Source organism: Candidatus Sulfurimonas baltica (assembly GCF_015265455.1).
Classification (GTDB): domain Bacteria; phylum Campylobacterota; class Campylobacteria; order Campylobacterales; family Sulfurimonadaceae; genus Sulfurimonas; species Sulfurimonas baltica.
This window is the reverse complement of the sequence record NZ_CP054492.1, coordinates 1,458,319-1,476,526: the sequence shown is the minus strand read 5'-3', so window position 1 is coordinate 1,476,526 and position 18,208 is coordinate 1,458,319. Positions and strand designations below refer to the sequence as shown.

The 18,208-nt window shown below is 31.6% G+C and carries 16 protein-coding genes; 9 read left to right on the top strand and 7 right to left on the bottom strand.

What is annotated here, in order from left to right; translation table 11 throughout:
- Positions 1-165: 165 nt before the first annotated feature.
- From HUE88_RS07430 to HUE88_RS07415, 4 genes are all read left to right on the top strand, one after another.
- Positions 166-2,778, top strand: coding sequence for a PAS domain S-box protein (locus HUE88_RS07430; RefSeq protein WP_194368096.1), 2,613 nt, complete (start codon positions 166-168; stop codon positions 2,776-2,778).
- Between the two features lie 282 nt (positions 2,779-3,060).
- Positions 3,061-3,930 carry a universal stress protein gene (locus tag HUE88_RS07425; protein ID WP_194368095.1) on the top strand — a complete coding sequence of 290 codons (870 nt, stop codon included), beginning with the start codon at positions 3,061-3,063 and terminating at the stop codon, positions 3,928-3,930.
- 25 nt (positions 3,931-3,955) lie between these two features.
- Positions 3,956-4,441 (top strand): phosphate-starvation-inducible PsiE family protein, encoded by a 486-nt coding sequence (locus tag HUE88_RS07420; RefSeq protein WP_194368052.1) that lies wholly within the window; start codon positions 3,956-3,958, stop codon positions 4,439-4,441.
- A gap of 196 nt (positions 4,442-4,637) precedes the next feature.
- A complete protein-coding gene (locus HUE88_RS07415; RefSeq protein WP_194368094.1) occupies positions 4,638-6,191 on the top strand; it encodes an IS1182 family transposase in 1,554 nt (517 codons plus the stop codon).
- Between the two features lie 102 nt (positions 6,192-6,293).
- Here the strand turns inward: HUE88_RS07415 and HUE88_RS07410 are convergent, their stop codons facing one another.
- Genes HUE88_RS07410 through HUE88_RS14015 form a run of 4 tightly spaced genes read right to left on the bottom strand, consistent with a single transcriptional unit; the run spans position 6,294 to position 7,811 of the window.
- A complete protein-coding gene (locus HUE88_RS07410) occupies positions 6,294-6,464 on the bottom strand; it encodes a hypothetical protein (RefSeq protein WP_194368093.1) in 171 nt (56 codons plus the stop codon).
- Positions 6,457-7,323, bottom strand: a complete 867-nt coding sequence (locus tag HUE88_RS07405) for an IS3 family transposase (protein ID WP_229860027.1) — start codon at positions 7,321-7,323, stop codon at positions 6,457-6,459. Before HUE88_RS07405 ends, HUE88_RS07410 begins: the two co-directional genes overlap by 8 nt.
- Positions 7,324-7,334: 11 nt before the next feature.
- Positions 7,335-7,634 carry a transposase gene (locus HUE88_RS07400; protein ID WP_194368079.1) on the bottom strand — a complete coding sequence of 100 codons (300 nt, stop codon included), beginning with the start codon at positions 7,632-7,634 and terminating at the stop codon, positions 7,335-7,337.
- A gap of 45 nt (positions 7,635-7,679) precedes the next feature.
- Positions 7,680-7,811 (bottom strand): hypothetical protein, encoded by a 132-nt coding sequence (locus tag HUE88_RS14015; RefSeq protein WP_268245912.1) that lies wholly within the window; start codon positions 7,809-7,811, stop codon positions 7,680-7,682.
- Between the two features lie 572 nt (positions 7,812-8,383).
- On the opposite strand from HUE88_RS14015, the gene HUE88_RS07395 reads away from it, so the two are divergent.
- Genes HUE88_RS07395 through HUE88_RS14010 form a run of 4 tightly spaced genes read left to right on the top strand, consistent with a single transcriptional unit; the run spans position 8,384 to position 13,150 of the window.
- Positions 8,384-11,233 carry a PAS domain-containing hybrid sensor histidine kinase/response regulator gene (locus HUE88_RS07395; protein ID WP_194368092.1) on the top strand — a complete coding sequence of 950 codons (2,850 nt, stop codon included), beginning with the start codon at positions 8,384-8,386 and terminating at the stop codon, positions 11,231-11,233.
- Positions 11,234-11,292: 59 nt separating this feature from the next.
- Complete coding sequence (locus HUE88_RS07390; protein ID WP_194368091.1) at positions 11,293-11,616, top strand: Hpt domain-containing protein; 324 nt, start codon at positions 11,293-11,295, stop codon at positions 11,614-11,616.
- The gene (locus tag HUE88_RS07385) at positions 11,606-13,015 is read left to right on the top strand and encodes an HD domain-containing phosphohydrolase (protein WP_194368090.1); all 1,410 of its coding nucleotides are present in this window, start codon (positions 11,606-11,608) and stop codon (positions 13,013-13,015) included. The genes HUE88_RS07390 and HUE88_RS07385 overlap by 11 nt, the downstream gene beginning before the upstream one ends.
- Positions 13,016-13,150 (top strand): hypothetical protein, encoded by a 135-nt coding sequence (locus tag HUE88_RS14010; RefSeq protein ID WP_268245911.1) that lies wholly within the window; start codon positions 13,016-13,018, stop codon positions 13,148-13,150. It begins immediately after the preceding gene.
- Positions 13,151-13,460: 310 nt separating this feature from the next.
- Here the strand turns inward: HUE88_RS14010 and HUE88_RS07380 are convergent, their stop codons facing one another.
- Positions 13,461-14,702 (bottom strand): HEPN domain-containing protein, encoded by a 1,242-nt coding sequence (locus tag HUE88_RS07380; protein WP_194368089.1) that lies wholly within the window; start codon positions 14,700-14,702, stop codon positions 13,461-13,463.
- A 402-nt stretch (positions 14,703-15,104) separates the two neighbouring features.
- Here HUE88_RS07380 and HUE88_RS07375 point away from each other — a divergent pair, with 402 nt between their 5' ends.
- Positions 15,105-15,314, top strand: a complete 210-nt coding sequence (locus HUE88_RS07375) for a hypothetical protein (protein WP_194368088.1) — start codon at positions 15,105-15,107, stop codon at positions 15,312-15,314.
- Between the two features lie 376 nt (positions 15,315-15,690).
- Here HUE88_RS07375 and istB read toward each other — a convergent pair whose 3' ends face one another.
- Together istB and istA are read right to left on the bottom strand one after the other, a co-directional pair.
- Entirely contained in the window at positions 15,691-16,443 is a 753-nt protein-coding gene (istB, locus tag HUE88_RS07370; protein WP_194368087.1) for an IS21-like element helper ATPase IstB, read from the bottom strand.
- Between the two features lie 18 nt (positions 16,444-16,461).
- Positions 16,462-18,030 carry an IS21 family transposase gene (gene istA, locus HUE88_RS07365; protein ID WP_194368086.1) on the bottom strand — a complete coding sequence of 523 codons (1,569 nt, stop codon included), beginning with the start codon at positions 18,028-18,030 and terminating at the stop codon, positions 16,462-16,464.
- Positions 18,031-18,208 lie beyond the last annotated feature (178 nt).

The window sequence follows — 18,208 nt, the reverse complement described above, 5'->3', positions numbered from 1 at the left end:
ACCTACTATTAATGTAACAACGTTGCTGTTACTAGACACTGTATAAAACCTTTAGTATCAAAAACTTCAGTAATTAATGTTAATCCTACATAAATAGTTAAAATAAATCTTAATTTAATAATAAACATATATACTAAATATTTTATTTTAAACTAATGGATAAACATGACTTTACTGAACTATAATTATATAGATTTTCATTCTCTTAAAAAATTCATAGGAACAAACTCCATTCCAAATACAAACTCTGTACTCATTCAGATATTTTATTCCAATACAGATGTAAACAGTGTTTATTCACTCAGAGAAGAACTTTTATCAATACTTCCAAATGCTTCACTTATTGTAACTTCAACTGCTGGAACTATTGCTGATGGTTCTATTAATGATAGTGGTATGTCAATCTCATTTTCTGTATTTGAATCATCTAGTACAAAATCAATGAGTTACTGCTCTTTAAGCAACAATGAAATCATAGAAAGACTTTCAAAAGACCTTATTACAGATAGAACAAAACTTCTTTTATTATACGCAAATACTTTTTTATTTGATTCAGAGAGTTTACTAAAAAAAATAACTCAAGAATATCCAAATATTGTAATCGCTGGTGGAAATGCTGGAGATGACTTTAAGTTTGAAAAGTGTGAGATTTTTTCACATACATGTAATGATTGTAATGTTGTTTTTGCTGCTGTAGATTCAGATGTTTTAGAAGTACAAACTAAATTCCTTTTTAATTGGCAAACAATTGGTAAAGAACTTACTATTACTAAATGTGAAGGTAATAGAGTTTATGAGATAGACAACAAAAGAGTAATAGATATATATAGTCACTATTTAGGAGAAGATGTTGTTGAAAATATTTTAGTTCATGGAACTGAGTTTCCTCTAATTTTTCAAGACAATGGCACAGACGTAGGAAGAGCACCCATTATTGCACATGAAGACGGCTCTCTTACTTTTAGGGGAGCTATGTATTGTGGGCAGATGGTGAAGTTTGGTTATGCTAATGTTGATTTTATCAACCAATACAACAAACAAAAATTACTTAATGAAATGCAATACAAAAACGAAGCAATCTATATTTATAGCTGTAGTGCAAGACGTTCTATGCTTGGAACATTTTTGGATGAAGAGGTCGAAATCATAAATAATTTAGCTCCTACTTCAGGCTTTGTTACTTATGGAGAATTTTTTCATGATGCCAAAAGTTGTTCAAATAATCTTTTAAATATAACAACGACCTATGTCATTCTAAATGAAGGACAAAATAATCAAAAAAAATTAACAGCACCTAAAACTTCAAAAACTTCAAATGCTAAAGATATAACACTCAAAGCTTTAACAACATTAATCTCAAAAACAAGCGAAGAGCTTGATGGAACTATTAATTACTTAGAACAGTTTCGACATGCAGTAGATGAAGCATCTATTTTTTCAGTTGCTGATAAAAAAGGGATTATCAAAGATGTCAATAAAAACTTTGAAATCATTTCTGGGTATACTAAAGAAGAGCTTATAGGTAAGCCACATAATATTGTAAGACATCAGGATGTTAGTAGTGAAGTTTTTAAAGATATGTGGGAGACTATACAAAGTGGGAAAAGCTGGAAAGGTCTTGTAAAAAATAGACGTAAAGATGGAAGTCCTTATTATGTTTTATCTGAAATTACTCCTATCTATAATAAAGATGGCTCTTTTAAAGAATACATAGGTATTAGAAATGATGTGACTGAGCTTGAAGAGTATAAGCATATACTTAAAAATGAACTAGACACTACCAATAAAAGCTTGGAAGATAATTTAAATTATACAGCTCAATATGAAGATGCAATTAATACAACAACAGCAATCTTGAAAACAGATACAAATAATATTATTAAGTATGCTAATGAAAGATTTTGTGAACTTAGCGGATATTCATTAGAAAAGCTTATCGGTAAAAATTGTGAAGAATTAAGACATGAAAAGCATAGAGAAACTCAAAAATGTGCAAAAATAAGAGAGAAACTTCAAAGTAAACAAATCGTTCAAGAGATTATGACAAATGTCACAAAAGATAAACAAGAATTTGTGGTTAATAATCTATTCTATCCAATTATTGACTTAAAAGGTAATATAGTTGAAGTTCTTCAAATCATGTATGATATAACAGAAATAATCACTCTAAATGAAGAGATAACCAATACACAAAGAGAAGTAGTTATGACTATGGGTGCCATTGGTGAGACAAGAAGTAAAGAGACAGGACAGCATGTAAAAAGAGTTGCAGAATATTCCTATCTTTTAGCAAAATTAGCAGGACTTAGTGAAGAAGATGCACTTCTTCTAAAACAAGCAAGCCCAATGCATGATATAGGTAAAGTTGGTATACCTGATAGCATTTTAAACAAACCTGGCAAATTAACATTTGAAGAATTTGAAACTATGAAAACTCATTCAAGTATTGGTTACGAAATGCTTAAACATTCAAACAGACAAATCCTTCAAGCTTCTGCTTTAGTTGCTAGAACACACCATGAAAAATGGAATGGAACTGGTTATCCAAACTCTTTAGAAGGTGAAGATATACCTATTTTTGGAAGGATAACTGCGGTTGCAGATGTATTTGATGCTCTTGGACATGACAGAGTATATAAAAAAGCTTGGGAATTAAAAGATATTTTAAATCTTTTTAAACAAGAGAGTGGAAAACATTTTGACCCAAATCTAATCAATTTATTTTTTGAAGATTTAGATGAGTTTTTAGCTCTGCGTAATCAATATGAAGATGCTTAAAAATATAGGAGTTATTCACGAGCATAGATGTTAATTAAAACTCTTATATCTAGAACAATTTTTAGCAACGGAAAGATTGCTCCAAATAGAGTTGAATTTTTGAACATACTCCAAAAGGTACAGTTTAAGTAAATGTCTAGTTTGTAAAGGACATTCCAATCATGGAAAATAATCAAAACAAAGATGAGACTATCCATATTCCAGAAGTTTTAAAACCTTAGTTATGGAATTATACAAAACATGTTAAAATAGTTAAAGTAATTACTAACTAGAGGAGAAATTATGAGGAAGTTACATATTATACTTGCTGCAATCAACATGTCTATTTTAGATGATGAAGTTATGAAAAGAGCGATGTTTACTGCAAAAGAAACAAATGCACAACTACACTTCATTCATACGATTGATATACCACTAATGGATATAGAAATAACCTCCCAATATTTAGGAAAGAAAATTGACAAAGATGCTATCAAAAAGAAGATAGTCCATAAAATAAATGCACTAAATGAGTCTAAATCTGTTGAATATATTGTTAATATCACTATAGGGGATGCTTCCGAACAAGTTATGCATATGGCCGAAAAAATTCATGCTGATTTGATTATTCTTGGTTCACATTCAAAAGCAAAAATTGAGGACTACTATCTTGGGTCTACTGTACAAAAAATTGCAGAAGAAAGCGGGCGTCCTATTTTAGTAATTAAAAATAGTTTTCAAGGAGCTTACAAAAATATTTTAGCACCAACAGACTTCTCGAGTTCTTCTAAAAAAAGTGTTCTATTCACACAAATAGCATTTAAATCTTCTCCTATTATACTTATACATGCTTATAAAAGTTTAGATGATTTTACAATGGAATTTTATACACTCAAGTCAAATAATGAAGAAGAGTACCCAGACTTCTTAGGTCGGTCATATGCAGATATCTTTAAACAAGATGTAGGTATTAGGCATATAGATATGATTAAAAGTTTTTCATCTATTAATAAGAGTTTACTTGAGTATGTTCAAAATAAACAAAGTGATCTTATTGTTCTTGGTTCTAGTGGATCTGACATTGTAGGTTCATTTCTTAGTTCTACTGCTTCTTATCTACTTAGAAACACTTTTACAGATGTGTTAATTTACATTCCCCTGAATCAAGAGTAAATAAATTATTTAACAAGGAAATATAATGAATATTCATGACGAACTACCGACAGAGCATGAAGATGCTTTAATCGCATTTTTACATAAAATAATAAAGATAGCGGTAAAAGTATTAGCAATATTAATGGTACTTGTAATATTTTGGGGTGTAGGGGATGTTGTATATGTACTTTATCAAAATCTAATGGCTCCACCATTTATGTTACTTAGTATATCAGACATATTTAAAACCTTTGCAGCTTTTCTTGTTGTACTTATAGCCATAGAAATTTATCAAAATATTGTTATGTATCTAAGAACAGATGTAATACCAATTAAATTAGTAGTTGCAACGGCATTGATGGCAATTGCTAGAAAAGTAATTATAATAGACTTTAGTACTATAACCCCAATGTATATTTTTGCTACAGCTGCAGTAGTTTTAGCGCTTGGTATCACTTATTATCTTATAGGGAAACATCATAAAGAAAAGATTCTAGATCAAAGAAAAGGTGCTACTGATACAGATTGATTAAAGAGGATATAGCATTTTCAAAATATACTTACTTTTGGAGCAGTTTTTACTAAAAATTATCCTGTTCCAAATAGAGTTGAATTTTGGAGCATACTCCAAAAGGTACAGAGACTGTGAAAGAACTCCCAAAGCAAGTGATAATCACAAATAAGCTAAAATAGATATATTATATATCTACGAAAAAGGCTTAACAATGCCAAATTACAAAGAAGGTTTAAACCGTAATCAACAACTTCTTTTTCCACCCAGTCTGGATGAGTATGTTGATGAGAATAATCTAGTAAGAGCTATTGATAGTTATGTTGACAGTATAGATATGGCTGCCTTTGGAGTCTTTACAAGTAGTGGTAGTTTGGATGGTCAACCAGCATATCATCCAGCACTACTTTTGAAGATTTATCTCTATGGATATCTCAATAGTATCCGAAGTTCTAGAAAGCTCGAACGTGAACTTAAACGCAATGTTGAGATGATGTGGCTTTGTGCTGGACTTACTCCTGGATACAAGACTATTGCTAACTTTCGCAAAGATAATCCCAAGGTACTGAAACAATTATTTCGTGACTTTGTAATGCTATGCCGTTCTGTCGATTTGATTGATGGAGAAGTCGTTGCCATTGACGGTGCCTTTTTACGGGCTAATGCATCAAAGAATCAACTTATCTCTGAAACAATGACTCGTAAGGATATAGAATCTGTTGATGAGAAAATAGCAGAGTATTTAAGTTCACTAGAGTATAGCGATAGCTGTGAGAAGAAAGAGATAGCACCAGTAGTACACAAGCAATATCTGGATCGACTTAAAAAATATAAATCAAAATTGAACAGTAATCTACACACATTGAAAGAGCGTAATGTAACACAATATTGCAAAAGTGATCCCGATGCTACCTTGATGCGTAAACCGGCACATCATCTTATGGCCTATAATACCCAGATTGCTGTTGATGGTAAATACAAGTTTATTGTCGCTACTGACATCTCCACCAAAGGAGTTGACTTAGATCAACTTTATCCTCTAGCAACTCAAGCTAAAGAAGCTACAGGCAATAAACATATCAAAGTCGTAGCTGATGCAGGTTACTACAATCCAAAAGAGATTAAGAGATGTGTTGATGAGGGAATAGATGTTTATGTACCCATACAAGATAAGCAAAAAAAGCAAGTAGACAGAGGAAAGTTTCCTCGTGATGCATTTCATTATGATGAAGCCAACGATTGCTATCACTGCCCAAACAACAAAGTGTTAAAGCGAAAAAAAACTATTTATGAGAATAAGGGTATCAAGCGTTTTATGTATTTCGGTACCCACTCTGTATGTAAAGTCTGTCCATTACGTTCAGAGTGTCTTCCTGAGAAAACACCTGCAAAACGTCTCTGGCGCTGGGAGCATGAAGCACTCATTGTCGAACACCGTACAAAGATGCAGACACCCAAGGCTAGAACTATGATTAAACAACGTGCCGCTTTGGCAGAACATCCTTTTGGTACAATCAAACAAAATCTTGGCTGGAGCCACTTTCTGATGCGTGGTAAAACAAAAGTTGCTGGAGAAAATGCTCTCATTATGCTCACCTATAATTTCAGAAGATTGTTGAACCTGATTGGCATTGCACTGTTTCAAAAGCTTATGAAAGCGTTAAAAAGTGGCAATCTTGAGAGTATCAAGCAAGAAATAGCGGAGTATCTTGCAGTTTTATACTTTTTTAGGACATTTTTTCGTCAAAAAATGAGTTTTTCCGCCTGAACCTTAAAAATATTCTTAAGCTCGACACTTTTTACTGATACATGATTAGTTCTTTCACAGTCTCTACAGGTTGTAGAACATAATATTGTATGACACTATCAACTATATTAGCTCAACTCTATTCCTACCATTCTCTTTAGCAATATATAAGTCTTCATCACATATTTGAAACATAGATTTTAGTATATCGCCACTTCTATATTGAGTTATTCCAAAACTTGCTGTTTGGAGTGGTAACTTAAATTCATACACTTTTTTATAAATTCTAAGCAACCATTTCCATTTGTAACACTTTGTTTATTTCTTCAAATTTAACAGGTGATAAGTTTCCAAGATAACTATGTGATCTGACTCTGTTATAATGAAATTCTATATATTCAAATATCTCTTGTTTTGCCTGCCTCTTCGTATAAAAATATGTCTGATACACTAAATCACTTTTGAGTGTTTTAAAGAAGCTCTCAGCCACTGCATTATCCCAGCAGTTGCCTTTTCTGCTCATGCTTTGAATTATAGAGTGTTTTTCCAATAAATCTTTATGTGCATAAGAAGCATATTGACTCCCTCTATCTGTGTGCCATAGTAACCCTTCGGAAGGGTTTCTATGCTTAATAGCCATGCTTAAGGCATCATTTACAAGTGAAACTTTCATAGTGTCATCCATAGACCAACCGACAACTTTTCTTGAGTATAAATCAATCACAGTAGCCAGATAGAGCCAACCTTCACCTGTATGGATATATGTAATATCTCCTACATATTTTTCATCTGGAGCAGATGCATAAAAATCCATGTTTAGGAGATTAGGAGCTATTGGTAAGTTATGATTAGAATCTGTCGTATTTTTATATCTTCTTTTCATGTTCACTTTTAGACCCAGTTCTTTCATGATACTGGAGATACGCTTTCTTGATACTAATACACCGTAGAGTTCTTTTAGTTTGTCTTGAATTCTTCTTGTGCCATAGTTTTTTCTACCTTGAATAAATATAACTTCAATCAAATCATTGAGTTGCTCGTCTACTTTTTTAGTAATGCATCCAGTTTTTATCCAATGATAATAAGATGTCCTATCTACCTTGAGCACTTTACTCATAAGATTAATACTAAAACTTTTTCTATGTTCATACATCCAGGCGTACTTTATAGAACTTCTTTGGCGAAGTACGCGGTCGCCTTTTTTAAAATGTCACGCTCTTGCTTTAAAAGCTTTACCTCTCGTCTGAGGCGTTTATTCTCTTCATCTAGTGTCTCTGTTGAAGATGATGTATTTACAACTCTCATTGGTATTCTATGCTCTTTTTTATAACTGCTCATCCAGTTATATAAAGTCTTTACATGTATATCTAAATCAGCTGCTATCTTTGAGACACTCTCGTTATTATTAAGTATTAATTGAATTGTGGAATCTTTAAATTCTTTGGTGTATTTACTAGTTCTCATGGACTACCTTTATTCGTTTTATTTTAACTTAGAATTATTTAAATTCTATGTATGAAATAAGGTTACCACTCCAGTTATTTTACCTGCTATATGATGCTCATTTTTTTCTATACTGTCTTTTAATGTTTCAGCTATATTTTTTGCAGTTATAGCATCTGTATGTATAAATAGTATCACAAATTCTTCACCACTCCAAACTTATTAGCCTCGAATCAATAGCACAAAACCTCTTGGTATATGAACTTTAATCTCTGACTCATAGTCAGATATTTGTTTCTGAATCCAACCAGTACTTCTCTTATAGTCTTCTGCTAAATCACTTAGAGTTTGCCGTTTATAAATATACTTTTAAAAAATGACTTATTTGAGTTTATCTGGTCTTCTTTTGGATGAAAAATTTGTATTACAATTTAAACATTTATATCTTTGGATTCAATGTTTTTTACCATTTTTCTTTGTCTCTTTTTCGGAGCAGTTTGGACAAATTTTAGTGCTTTTTTACAGCGCAGTATAAATAAACCTTTGTTTACTCCTACTATAGTGTATTTTAAGTACTTTTTAGCCTGAAATATTTTACTTTAAATCAAATTACCATTTCTGCGTCCTAATAAGTGTAGCCAAATCATTGCGTCGATTTTTACTTCTTGATAGAATATGTAGTTTTTATATCACTGCCGATAAATTTATAATTATTTTAGTATACATTATATATACTCGTGTAATGAATAATCCTCAATTGTGTATAGCTTATGATTAATAAACAAGACATTCCCACATTAGAGCAAAATGAGTCAAAAGAATTAGCTATTCAAATGTCTCTTGCCCTAGATACTTGTAAAGTTGGAGTATGGAACAGGGATATAGAATCAAACATTACTATATGGGATGATAGAATGTTTGAAATATATGGTTTAGAAAAAATAGTTCCTATGCCCTATGATAACTGGATGAATGCAGTGCTCCCAGAAGATCGTGCTGATGCCGAAACAGTAGTCGAACAAGTTATTTTAACTAAAACTAGAAATACTAGTGTACTTCGAATCATTAAACCTGATGGTAGTATCAGATATATAGAGTCAGCAGCAGATGCTATATGTGATGATTTAGGAAAAGTTATCCGCGTGATTGGAATTAATATTGATATTACCGAGAAGAAAGTTTTAGAACAAGAACGTGAAAAAAGCAATGAAGCACTTCATAAACTAACAAACAATATGCCTGGAGCTATTTATCAATATAGACTTTATCCCGATGGAAGGATGACCTTTCCTTATCTAAGTAATGGTATTGAAGATATATATGAAATACCTCCTGATGACTTACTTAATGACTCATCAATTGCATTTAACAGGATTCATGAAGATGATTTAGCAATGTTTGTAACTTCTATTGAAGATTCAGCAAAAACTATGAAAGATTGGAACATGGAGTATAGAGTTTATTTACCAAAAAAAGGTCTCTGTTGGATTGAAGGACATTCAAAGCCAGAAAAACTTGAAGACGGAAGCATCTTATGGCAAGGTTACCTTAGTGATATAACTGAGCGAAAATCTACAGAGAAAAAGCTATTAAACCAATATAACCTACTACAAAATATTATAAATACTGTTCCCGCACGTATTTTTTGGAAAGATAAAGAAGGTACCTACCTTGGAGCAAATAAGTTATTTCTACAAGATGCCCAATTAGAATCAGTTGATGAAATTATTGGAAAAAATGATTTTGAAATGCCTTGGGGAGAGACAGAAGGACAATTATATAGAGATGATGACTTATCCATTATGAATAGTGGCAATTCGAAGATTAATTTTGAAGAAATACAAACAGATGATAAAGGTAATATTATTGCAGTATTGACTTCTAAGGTTCCACTGGAAGATGAACATGGGAAAACAATTGGTTTACTAGGTACTTATACTGATATTTCCGAGCAAAGAAATACAGAAAATGAACTAATAGAATTGAATAAATCCTTAGACGAAAGAGTTAAAAAAGCAGTTCAAGTGAATAAAGAAAAAGACATAAAAATACTGCAAGTAGCTAAAGAAAAAAATAAAGAGCTAAATAAGAGTAGATCTGATCTGTCAAATCAATTAAATATAACTAAAACCATTATCGATTCAGTACCCATTCGAATATTTTGGAAAGATAAATATGGTATCTACTTAGGGGCTAATCAACTATTTATAGATGACGCAGAACTAAATAATGAATCCGATATCATAGGTAAGAGTGATTTTGAAATGACATGGAGAGAAAGCGCTCAGCAATTTATAGAAGATGATGCCGATGTTGTAAACAGTGGTGTCCCTAGATTGAATTATGAAGAGGTACAACCAAAAGAAGATGGTAGTGCCATTTATATAAGAACTTCAAAAGTTCCTTTAGTGGATATAGATAACAATACACTAGGTATTTTAGGTATTTACGATGACATTACCGAGTCAAAAAAAATGGAAACCGACCTTCAAGAAGCAAAAAATATTGCTGAAAAAGCGAATGAATCTAAGTCCGCCTTCCTTGCAAATATGAGTCATGAGATCAGAACGCCTATGAATTCTATTATTGGGTTTATAGAGCTTATTAAAAATGATTCCAAAGAAGAAACAATTTCCAAATACGCGAATATTGCATATATTTCAAGCCAAGGCTTATTAAAAATCATTGAAGACATACTAGATATTTCTAAAATTGAAAGTGGAAAAATAGATATAGAAATAATAACATTTGATACTAGTGATGAAATAGAGTCTATTGGAAGTTTATTTGGTGATAAAGCATCTCAAAAGAATATAACATTAAATATTACTACTGATAAAGCTTTTCCAAAATACTTAAAAAGTGATCCATACAGAATACGACAAATAGTCTCTAACCTTCTGAGTAATGCTATAAAGTTCACAGAAAGTGGCAAGAATATAGATGTTAATTTATCATATAAAAACAAAGTTTTATGCATATCGGTAAAAGATGAAGGTAAAGGCATAGCGGCAGATAAGATAGAGCATATATTTGAAGCTTTTAATCAAGAAGATGTGTCGACTACGCGAGAATATGGTGGTACGGGACTAGGTTTATCAATTAGTTATGAACTTGTAAGCCTCTTAGGCGGAAAACTTCAAGTTAATAGTGAGCTCGGGGTTGGTAGTGAGTTCTTTTTATGCATACCCGCAGAGGAAGGAGAAGCCATAGTTAAAGCTGATACTCAGCGAGTAGTATCTGATAGAAGTAAGAATATCAAAGTTTTATTAGTAGAAGATAATAAATCAAATCAGCTCTTTATGAAAGTCATCTTCAAAAAACTCAATGTAGAATTTGAAATTGCGGAAAATGGCCTCGAAGCATTAGAAAAATTTAAATCTAATCTATACGACTTAGTCTTAATGGATGAGAATATGCCAATTATGGGTGGTATCGAGTCTACTAAAAATATATTAGAATATGAAAAAGAAAATGATTTAGTTCATACGCCTATTGTAGCTTTAACCGCTAATGCTATCGAAGGTGATAGAGAGAAGTTTTTAGCTGCTGGGATGGATGAATATTTAACTAAACCAGTGAGTAAAGATACTCTAGAAAAGGTATTGAGTGTTTTTTAATGCTCTTCTCGTAAATATACAATTTTAATGTTTAATAATTTTAAATAAAAGGATGAAAGTTGAATTACTTAATTAACTTAAAAGATATAGCTGATGAATTAGATTTTGATGTAGAAGATGTTGAAATGATAATGGACTCCTTTATGGAAGAGTCTAAAAGTAATTTAAAACAACTTAAAATAGCCGTAGAGTCTAATGATATAGAACAAATCACTCAAAGTTCTCACGCTATAAAAGGAAGTGCATCTAATATATTACTTAATGATATTACTTCAGCTGCCAAAGAGATAGAAGACAATACACGTGAAGGAAACTCAATCGATTATATGGGAAAATATATAAAACTTGAGAAACTACTCCAAGGTTTAATAGATGAGGAATAATAACTATACAATCCTTTATGTAGAAGATTCATCATCTATCCGAGAATTTGTAAAAGTTATATTTAAAAAAAACAAGATTGATAATGTAATCTATGCAAATAATGGTGCTGAAGCTCTTAACCTTTATAAAAACAACACTTTTAATTTAGTCATAACAGATATGATAATGCCTATTATGGATGGGTTTGAACTAATAAAAGAAATAAAAAAGATAAATAAACAACAGGTCTTTATGATGGTAACAGGTATGGATAATAGAAAAGATCTTGTAAGAGCAATAGAACTTCGAGTGAATTTCTTTATTGAAAAGCCAATTAAACCTAAAAAGTTTATGCAAGTACTGGATGAAAGTTTAAATTTAGTACGACAAAAATATGATGCGGAGTTGTCAAATCTAATTCTTGATCAATACAAAAAAACAATTGATAATACTGCTATCGTCTCTAAAGCAGATTTAAATGGAAATATTACATATGTAAATAAAAAGTTTTGTGAGATTTCAAAATATACGCAAGAAGAACTTATTGGACAAAACCATCGCTTACTTAAATCTGGTGAAATGCCAAATGGATTTTTTGAAAACTTATGGAAAACTATTAGTTCTAAAAAAACATGGCAAGGTATCATTAAAAATAAAAATAAAGATGGAGATACCTATGTTGTTGATAGTGTTATTATGCCTCTACTGGATATGGATAATAATATTATAGAGTATATAAGTATTAGAAATGACATTACAGAATTTGAACTCTATAAAGACGATTTGAAAAAGCAACTAGATTTAGCGGTTTTTGATGTGGTAAATACTCAAAAAGAAGTTGTGAACACTATGGGTGCGATTGGTGAGACTAGGAGTAAAGAAACCGGTAATCATGTAAAGAGAGTTGCTAAGTACTCTTATCTATTAGCGAAACTCGTAGGTTTGTCTGAGGAGGAATCTCAGCTTCTAGAACTTGCATCTCCTATGCACGATATTGGTAAAGTCGGTATCCCTGACAATATTTTAAATAAACCGGGAAAATTAACGTTTGATGAATTTGAAATCATGAAAACACATTCGTATTTAGGTTATGATATGCTCAAAGACTCTAAGCGAGAAATTTTAATGGCATCGGCAACCGTTGCGCATGAACATCATGAAAAGTGGGATGGTAGCGGATATCCAAGAGGCTTGAAAGGTACAGATATTCATATATTTGGAAGAATTACAGCAATTTGTGATGTTTTTGATGCATTAGGGGCCGATAGATGCTACAAGAAAGCTTGGGAATTAGACAAAATTTTAGATTTACTTAAAGATGGAAAAGGGACACACTTTGATGCGAAGTTAATAGATCTTTTCCTAAGCAATCTAGATGAATTCTTATTTATAAAAGATAAATACAAGGACATGTTTTAAATGGACAACTTAAACCAGGTTGTTAGTAAGCTCACTCCTTTAGTTAAAGCATATGCTAGAAATATGAAAATATTAATAGTTGAAGACCAATCATCCAACCTTGATTTTTACAAGGTACTTTGGAAAGTACTTTAATGTGTGTGATACTGCTTTAAATGGACAAGAAGCACTTATATTTGGAACAATTTTTAGTAACAGGAAGATTACTCCAAATAGAGTTGAATTTTGGAACATTATGAAGTAGTCAATTTGACTACTTCTTTTTAGCTACATCTTTAATAGCTCTATAAATCGTATTACGAGCAACATGAAAGAATTTTGACAGCCATGCCACAGACTTTCCTTTTTCGTGTTCCTTATATATTAAACTATGGAACATTGGCAATTCCTAATTGAGCATAACGTTTAAAGATAGCCAATAAATTGCCGCTAGGTAATTTATTGGCTACTCTGTTTTGTTAGATTCTTTGTCTGAATCATCAATAAGTTTTTGTATCTGTTCGGATAATAGAAGTGTTTCTTCAATCTTTTTATGCACACTATCTTCTTGAAACATTACATCACTGTGATGAACTAACATATTTCTAAAAGTCACTAGCTCTAAAATTTCTTTTCTCATTTGACTAGAAATTAAAGATTGAGTTTTCTTTAGTCGATTAAGTAGACTTCTTATATTAGGAGCACTTTTAATGACTTTTTCTTGTTCATCTTCTATATCAGTTGATATATAAGATAATTGAAATAATGATTGATGTAGATTATTCCATGATTCTAAAAATAAACTGTATAGATTATTTACATTACTAGCTACATTTTCAGCAATTTGATCTTTGTCTTCTTCTGGAACATTAATATTTTCAAAGTTATCAATTGCACTTTTTAAAATAGGTTTAACTTCAGAAATTAGTATTTCAATATCAAGATAATCTTTTTTAGTAATAAATTTATTGTGAGCAACTTTAATTCTCAAATCATATAACTCTTTCCATTTTTTTTGAAAAAAGTCAGGCTCACAATTAATGATAGGGTCAAAATATCTTTCCCAATTTGATTTAGGAATTAAAGACTTTATTTCATCTAAGTCAATCTCAGTATTGGCACTTGATGATTTTATTTTTTTAAATATATTTTTTGTATTTGCAGTAGTATATTCTTTAAATAAAAAATTAGATAGTTGAATAAAATCTACTTCATATAAGTAATTTTCTGAACTTCCCGTGCTCTTTGATTTAATGGAGTCTATAACTTCTTTGGGAACAGTTTCAGTAGCCCATCCAAGCCCAATCTTAATTAACATAAACTTTGTTATTAACTTTCTCATTGTATTTTCAATATTATGTATTAATGGGTAGGCTTTATTAGCATAGTGTAAGCTAACATCATCCCATAAAACTTGTGGTTGTTTATTGTTTGCTTTATACAGTAATGTTCTAATAATTTTTAAAAGTGATTCAAAAATATCTAAATCATTATCATCTTCACATGATAATGAAAGATGAAAATAATTATGATTGCTATTTGTTGTACCTTGTTCTAACTCAAAGTTATAGTTGTTTTCTTTATAAATAATTTTAGAATCATCAATTTTTATATCATCATTTGATAATAAAAGATGAAGAAGTGATTCTGGAGTCTTGCAAAATGCATCATTGGACTCTACTATTATTAAGTATTCTACGGTTATCACTATTTGTTCCTTTGTAATCTAACTATTTATTCAAACATATTATATGTAAAACAACTTTAATTCGCATGATTAACCTACACAACATTTGTTAGTTAATTAACAGAATATATGACAGATTGTCCTATATTTAATAAAAAAGAGAAAAAATGCATATTATTCTTAAAGTTTGAGTGTTCGTTTAATACTGTATATTCAAATTAAATCACATTTTGTGTGTTAATTGTCAAATATCTTACATAACTTACAGGTTTAGTAATTGTCTAGTTTACAAGGGTATTCCAATGTATAGTTGTAGTTTTTAAAAGTGAATATGTACCTATGGAGTGTAGTTTCCTGTACAATTAGATATAATTAGTAAAATACTAAATTTTAGATTTTATCCACTGTATTAAAAGGAAAAACTTGATAGAAAAAACCTTACTTGCTATAAATAGTAAAGAAATATTAGAGTTTGAAATTAGCATTAAATCAGTAATTAACTATTGTGAAAAAAATAATATTGAAATTCAATTAGTTAAAGATGTACTTTTTGTTGAGTTTGAGAAGAAGTCAATACAAATTACTTCAAAGGAAAATATAGATGAGTCCTTTTCCTTATGGGAATGTTATTAGTTACAATTATTCTCTACTTTGTTTAATCGAGGGGTCAGGTGAATCCTACTTTTTAATTTAAACACCCTGTCATATGCCATTTATATTTACCTAAAGCACCACCTCCCTATAAAGTAGACAGTTTTATGTATTCAACAACCTCTTATATTTGAAACAATTTTTAGTAACGGAAGGATTGTTCCAAATAGCATTGAATTTTTGAACATGCTCCATAAGGTACAGTTTTTGAACAATTTATCGATGTAAAAGATTAAGAACTTGATTTTTACTGCGCATGACGCTCAAACGGGCCACCAATCGCGGAGACATCCGGCCACCCTCTAAGAAAATATTTTCTGTAGCATCATTTTAACATAAAGTGGCCGGATGTTGATTTTTAGTATTCCACATTTTGTGCAAGTGAATTCATTTTTCTCATAGATGGGCCACTTAGTTGTATCCTATGAGATGAGTGAACAATCCTATCTAAAATTGCATCTGCAACTGTATTATTATTGAGATAGCTGTACCATTCACTTACCGGAAGTTGTGAAGTGATGATAGTTGAGTTTATAGAAGTTCTATCTTCAATGATTTCAAATAAGTTTGTTGCATCATTATCTGCCATAGGTATAACGCCGAAATCATCAAGTACCAGTAGTTGGAATCGTGAATATTTTTTAAGAACATTGATATAAGTTCCATCAATTCGAGCAAGTCGTATCTCTTCAAGTAGTGATGGCATCCGCACGTAACAGACCTTGTATGAATAATGAATTGCATGATTGGCATAGGCTTGGGCTAAATAACTCTTGCCTGTGCCGGTTTTTCCAGTAATAATAATATTTTGTTTCGCAGTAATGAAGTTGAGTTGAGCAAGAGATTGGATTTGTGCTTTATCCAAATGCCTTTTTGGATTATACTCTATAGCATCAAGTGCTGCTTGTTTGTCTTTAATCTTAGAAAGTCTGTGATTCATTGTAATCTTTTTATTTTTTAAAAAGATGTCTTGTGCATCAAGCAATTGATAGAGCCTTTCTTCGAAACTCATTTTTGTATAGTTGATATCCTCACACTGTCGCTCATAAGATTCTTTTAACCCTTTATAGCCTAAATCTTCTATCTTTTGTAATAGTTGTGAATGTGTCATTTTTTAAATCCTTATTTTTTATTTGTACTCATCAGCACCACGAAGGTTCTCATGGGTATTGAAAAGTGTAGGTGTCATATAGTCTCTATTATTTGAACTTTTTTGTAAATAAAGTCGCTTATCAAGTACCGAACGAATAGACTTGACTCTTGTAAGATTATGTTCTAGTGCATACATTAAGGCTAATTCAAACTCTGTATATCCATACTCTTTTGCCATTTTTAAAACAGACATAATCTTTCTAAACGCTTGTTCTTTATACCCCACAGATTCAAAGCAATCTTCTATAAACACAGAGCTGTACTCTCCAATACTTTTTGCCCAAGAACGTAAGCGTTCTGGATTCCATTTGTTATGGATATATTCATGATCTGGGGAACGATGCTCATTGAGGGTAGAGAATGTACCGACTGTTCTTAATCTTGGATGTGTTGCAATAATTTCATTGCTGTAGTATATTCGCACATGATGTGTGGAATATCGAACTTCAACCTCTTTTTGCATATATTGAAATGGCACTGAGTAGTTGCACTTTTCTAACGTAATGTGATAATCAATGCCTACTTTGGCTCGTTTGTATTGCTCATAGATATAGCGATTCGCAGGGAGTGCTTGGAGCTCATCTTTCTCAAGTTCTTCAAAGAGTTGTGTACGGCTCTTATTGATATGTTTCATCACTTTATTGTTGTATCTATCCATAAGAGAAGCTATAGCATCATTAAGCTCATCTACACTAAAAAACTTTGTATGACGAAAGCAGGCTAAAATATATCGTTGTATCCCTTGAACTCCTTGTTCAGCTTTGGACTTATCTTTAGGTTTATAAGGACGCGCTGGTTCTACTCTCATAGAGTAATGCCTTGCTAATGCTGCGTAACTTTCATTGATAACTATTCCATTTTTATTGTTGGAGATGACAGCACTTTTAAGATTATCTGGGACTACGATCTGCGGCACTCCACCAAAGAATAGGTAAGCTAAAGTATGTGAAAGTATAAAGTCTTCTTGTTTTTGGCTAGGTGTTGCGTGTACAAATGTGTAACCACTAGCACTAAGTACTGCAACAAATATTTGTGCACTATCTATTTCACCAGTTTTTTGGTTATAAATAGGGATAGTAACACCACTATAATCTACAAACACCTTCTCTCCTGCTATATGTATTTGACGCATTGATGGATTGAGTCTTTGTTTATAACGTCTGTAGTAAACCCGAAACTGTGTGTATGCATACGCTTGTTCACTATATGTTGCTTTATACTCTTCCCATAGAAGCATCAGTGTAACTTTTGTTTTTTTCTTACGCTTCATCTCTTGATGAACGCTATTGTAGTCTGGCATTATTTTAGAAGGATTTGGAGTGATTGTTGCAGATGCTGTACCGAATAGTTTTTGATTGAGTGTTTCATCATTGAGGCTTGTAAGCATATCGTATGAAACAATATCGCTTTCATTACATCGTTTGATATACTCTTGGACGGTTGTTCTAGCTACGCCTGTAGCACCTTGAATTTTGCGAGCAGAGAGGCTTGCAAGCAAATGCAGTCTCAATACTTCTCGAATCTGTTTCATATCTATTTTCCTCATTGCAACACCCTTGTAAGTTTTACAAAGAGTGTAGGTAAATTTAGAAAATATCTCTTGGATTATTCAGCTAATTCTTAACTGAATATAAAATCGCGCACTCAGGCACAAAGTGGCCCGATTAGCTCCGCCATCACTGGCCGGGTATCAAGCGACATAGGTGGCCGGATAAAAACGCGAT

What these genes read in the sequence shown, in the direction of transcription:
- HUE88_RS07430 (WP_194368096.1), top strand. Translation starts at nt 166, where the DNA reads ATGACTTTACTGAACTATAATTATATAGATTTTCATTCTCTTAAAAAA.
- HUE88_RS07425 (WP_194368095.1), top strand. Translation starts at nt 3,061, where the DNA reads ATGAGGAAGTTACATATTATACTTGCTGCAATCAACATGTCTATTTTA.
- HUE88_RS07420 (WP_194368052.1), top strand. Translation starts at nt 3,956, where the DNA reads ATGAATATTCATGACGAACTACCGACAGAGCATGAAGATGCTTTAATC.
- HUE88_RS07415 (WP_194368094.1), top strand. Translation starts at nt 4,638, where the DNA reads ATGCCAAATTACAAAGAAGGTTTAAACCGTAATCAACAACTTCTTTTT.
- HUE88_RS07405 (WP_229860027.1), bottom strand. Translation starts at nt 7,323, where the DNA reads ATGTATGAACATAGAAAAAGTTTTAGTATTAATCTTATGAGTAAAGTG.
- HUE88_RS07400 (WP_194368079.1), bottom strand. Translation starts at nt 7,634, where the DNA reads ATGAGAACTAGTAAATACACCAAAGAATTTAAAGATTCCACAATTCAA.
- HUE88_RS07395 (WP_194368092.1), top strand. Translation starts at nt 8,384, where the DNA reads ATGATTAATAAACAAGACATTCCCACATTAGAGCAAAATGAGTCAAAA.
- HUE88_RS07385 (WP_194368090.1), top strand. Translation starts at nt 11,606, where the DNA reads ATGAGGAATAATAACTATACAATCCTTTATGTAGAAGATTCATCATCT.
- HUE88_RS14010 (WP_268245911.1), top strand. Translation starts at nt 13,016, where the DNA reads ATGGACAACTTAAACCAGGTTGTTAGTAAGCTCACTCCTTTAGTTAAA.
- istB (WP_194368087.1), bottom strand. Translation starts at nt 16,443, where the DNA reads ATGACACATTCACAACTATTACAAAAGATAGAAGATTTAGGCTATAAA.
- istA (WP_194368086.1), bottom strand. Translation starts at nt 18,030, where the DNA reads ATGAGGAAAATAGATATGAAACAGATTCGAGAAGTATTGAGACTGCAT.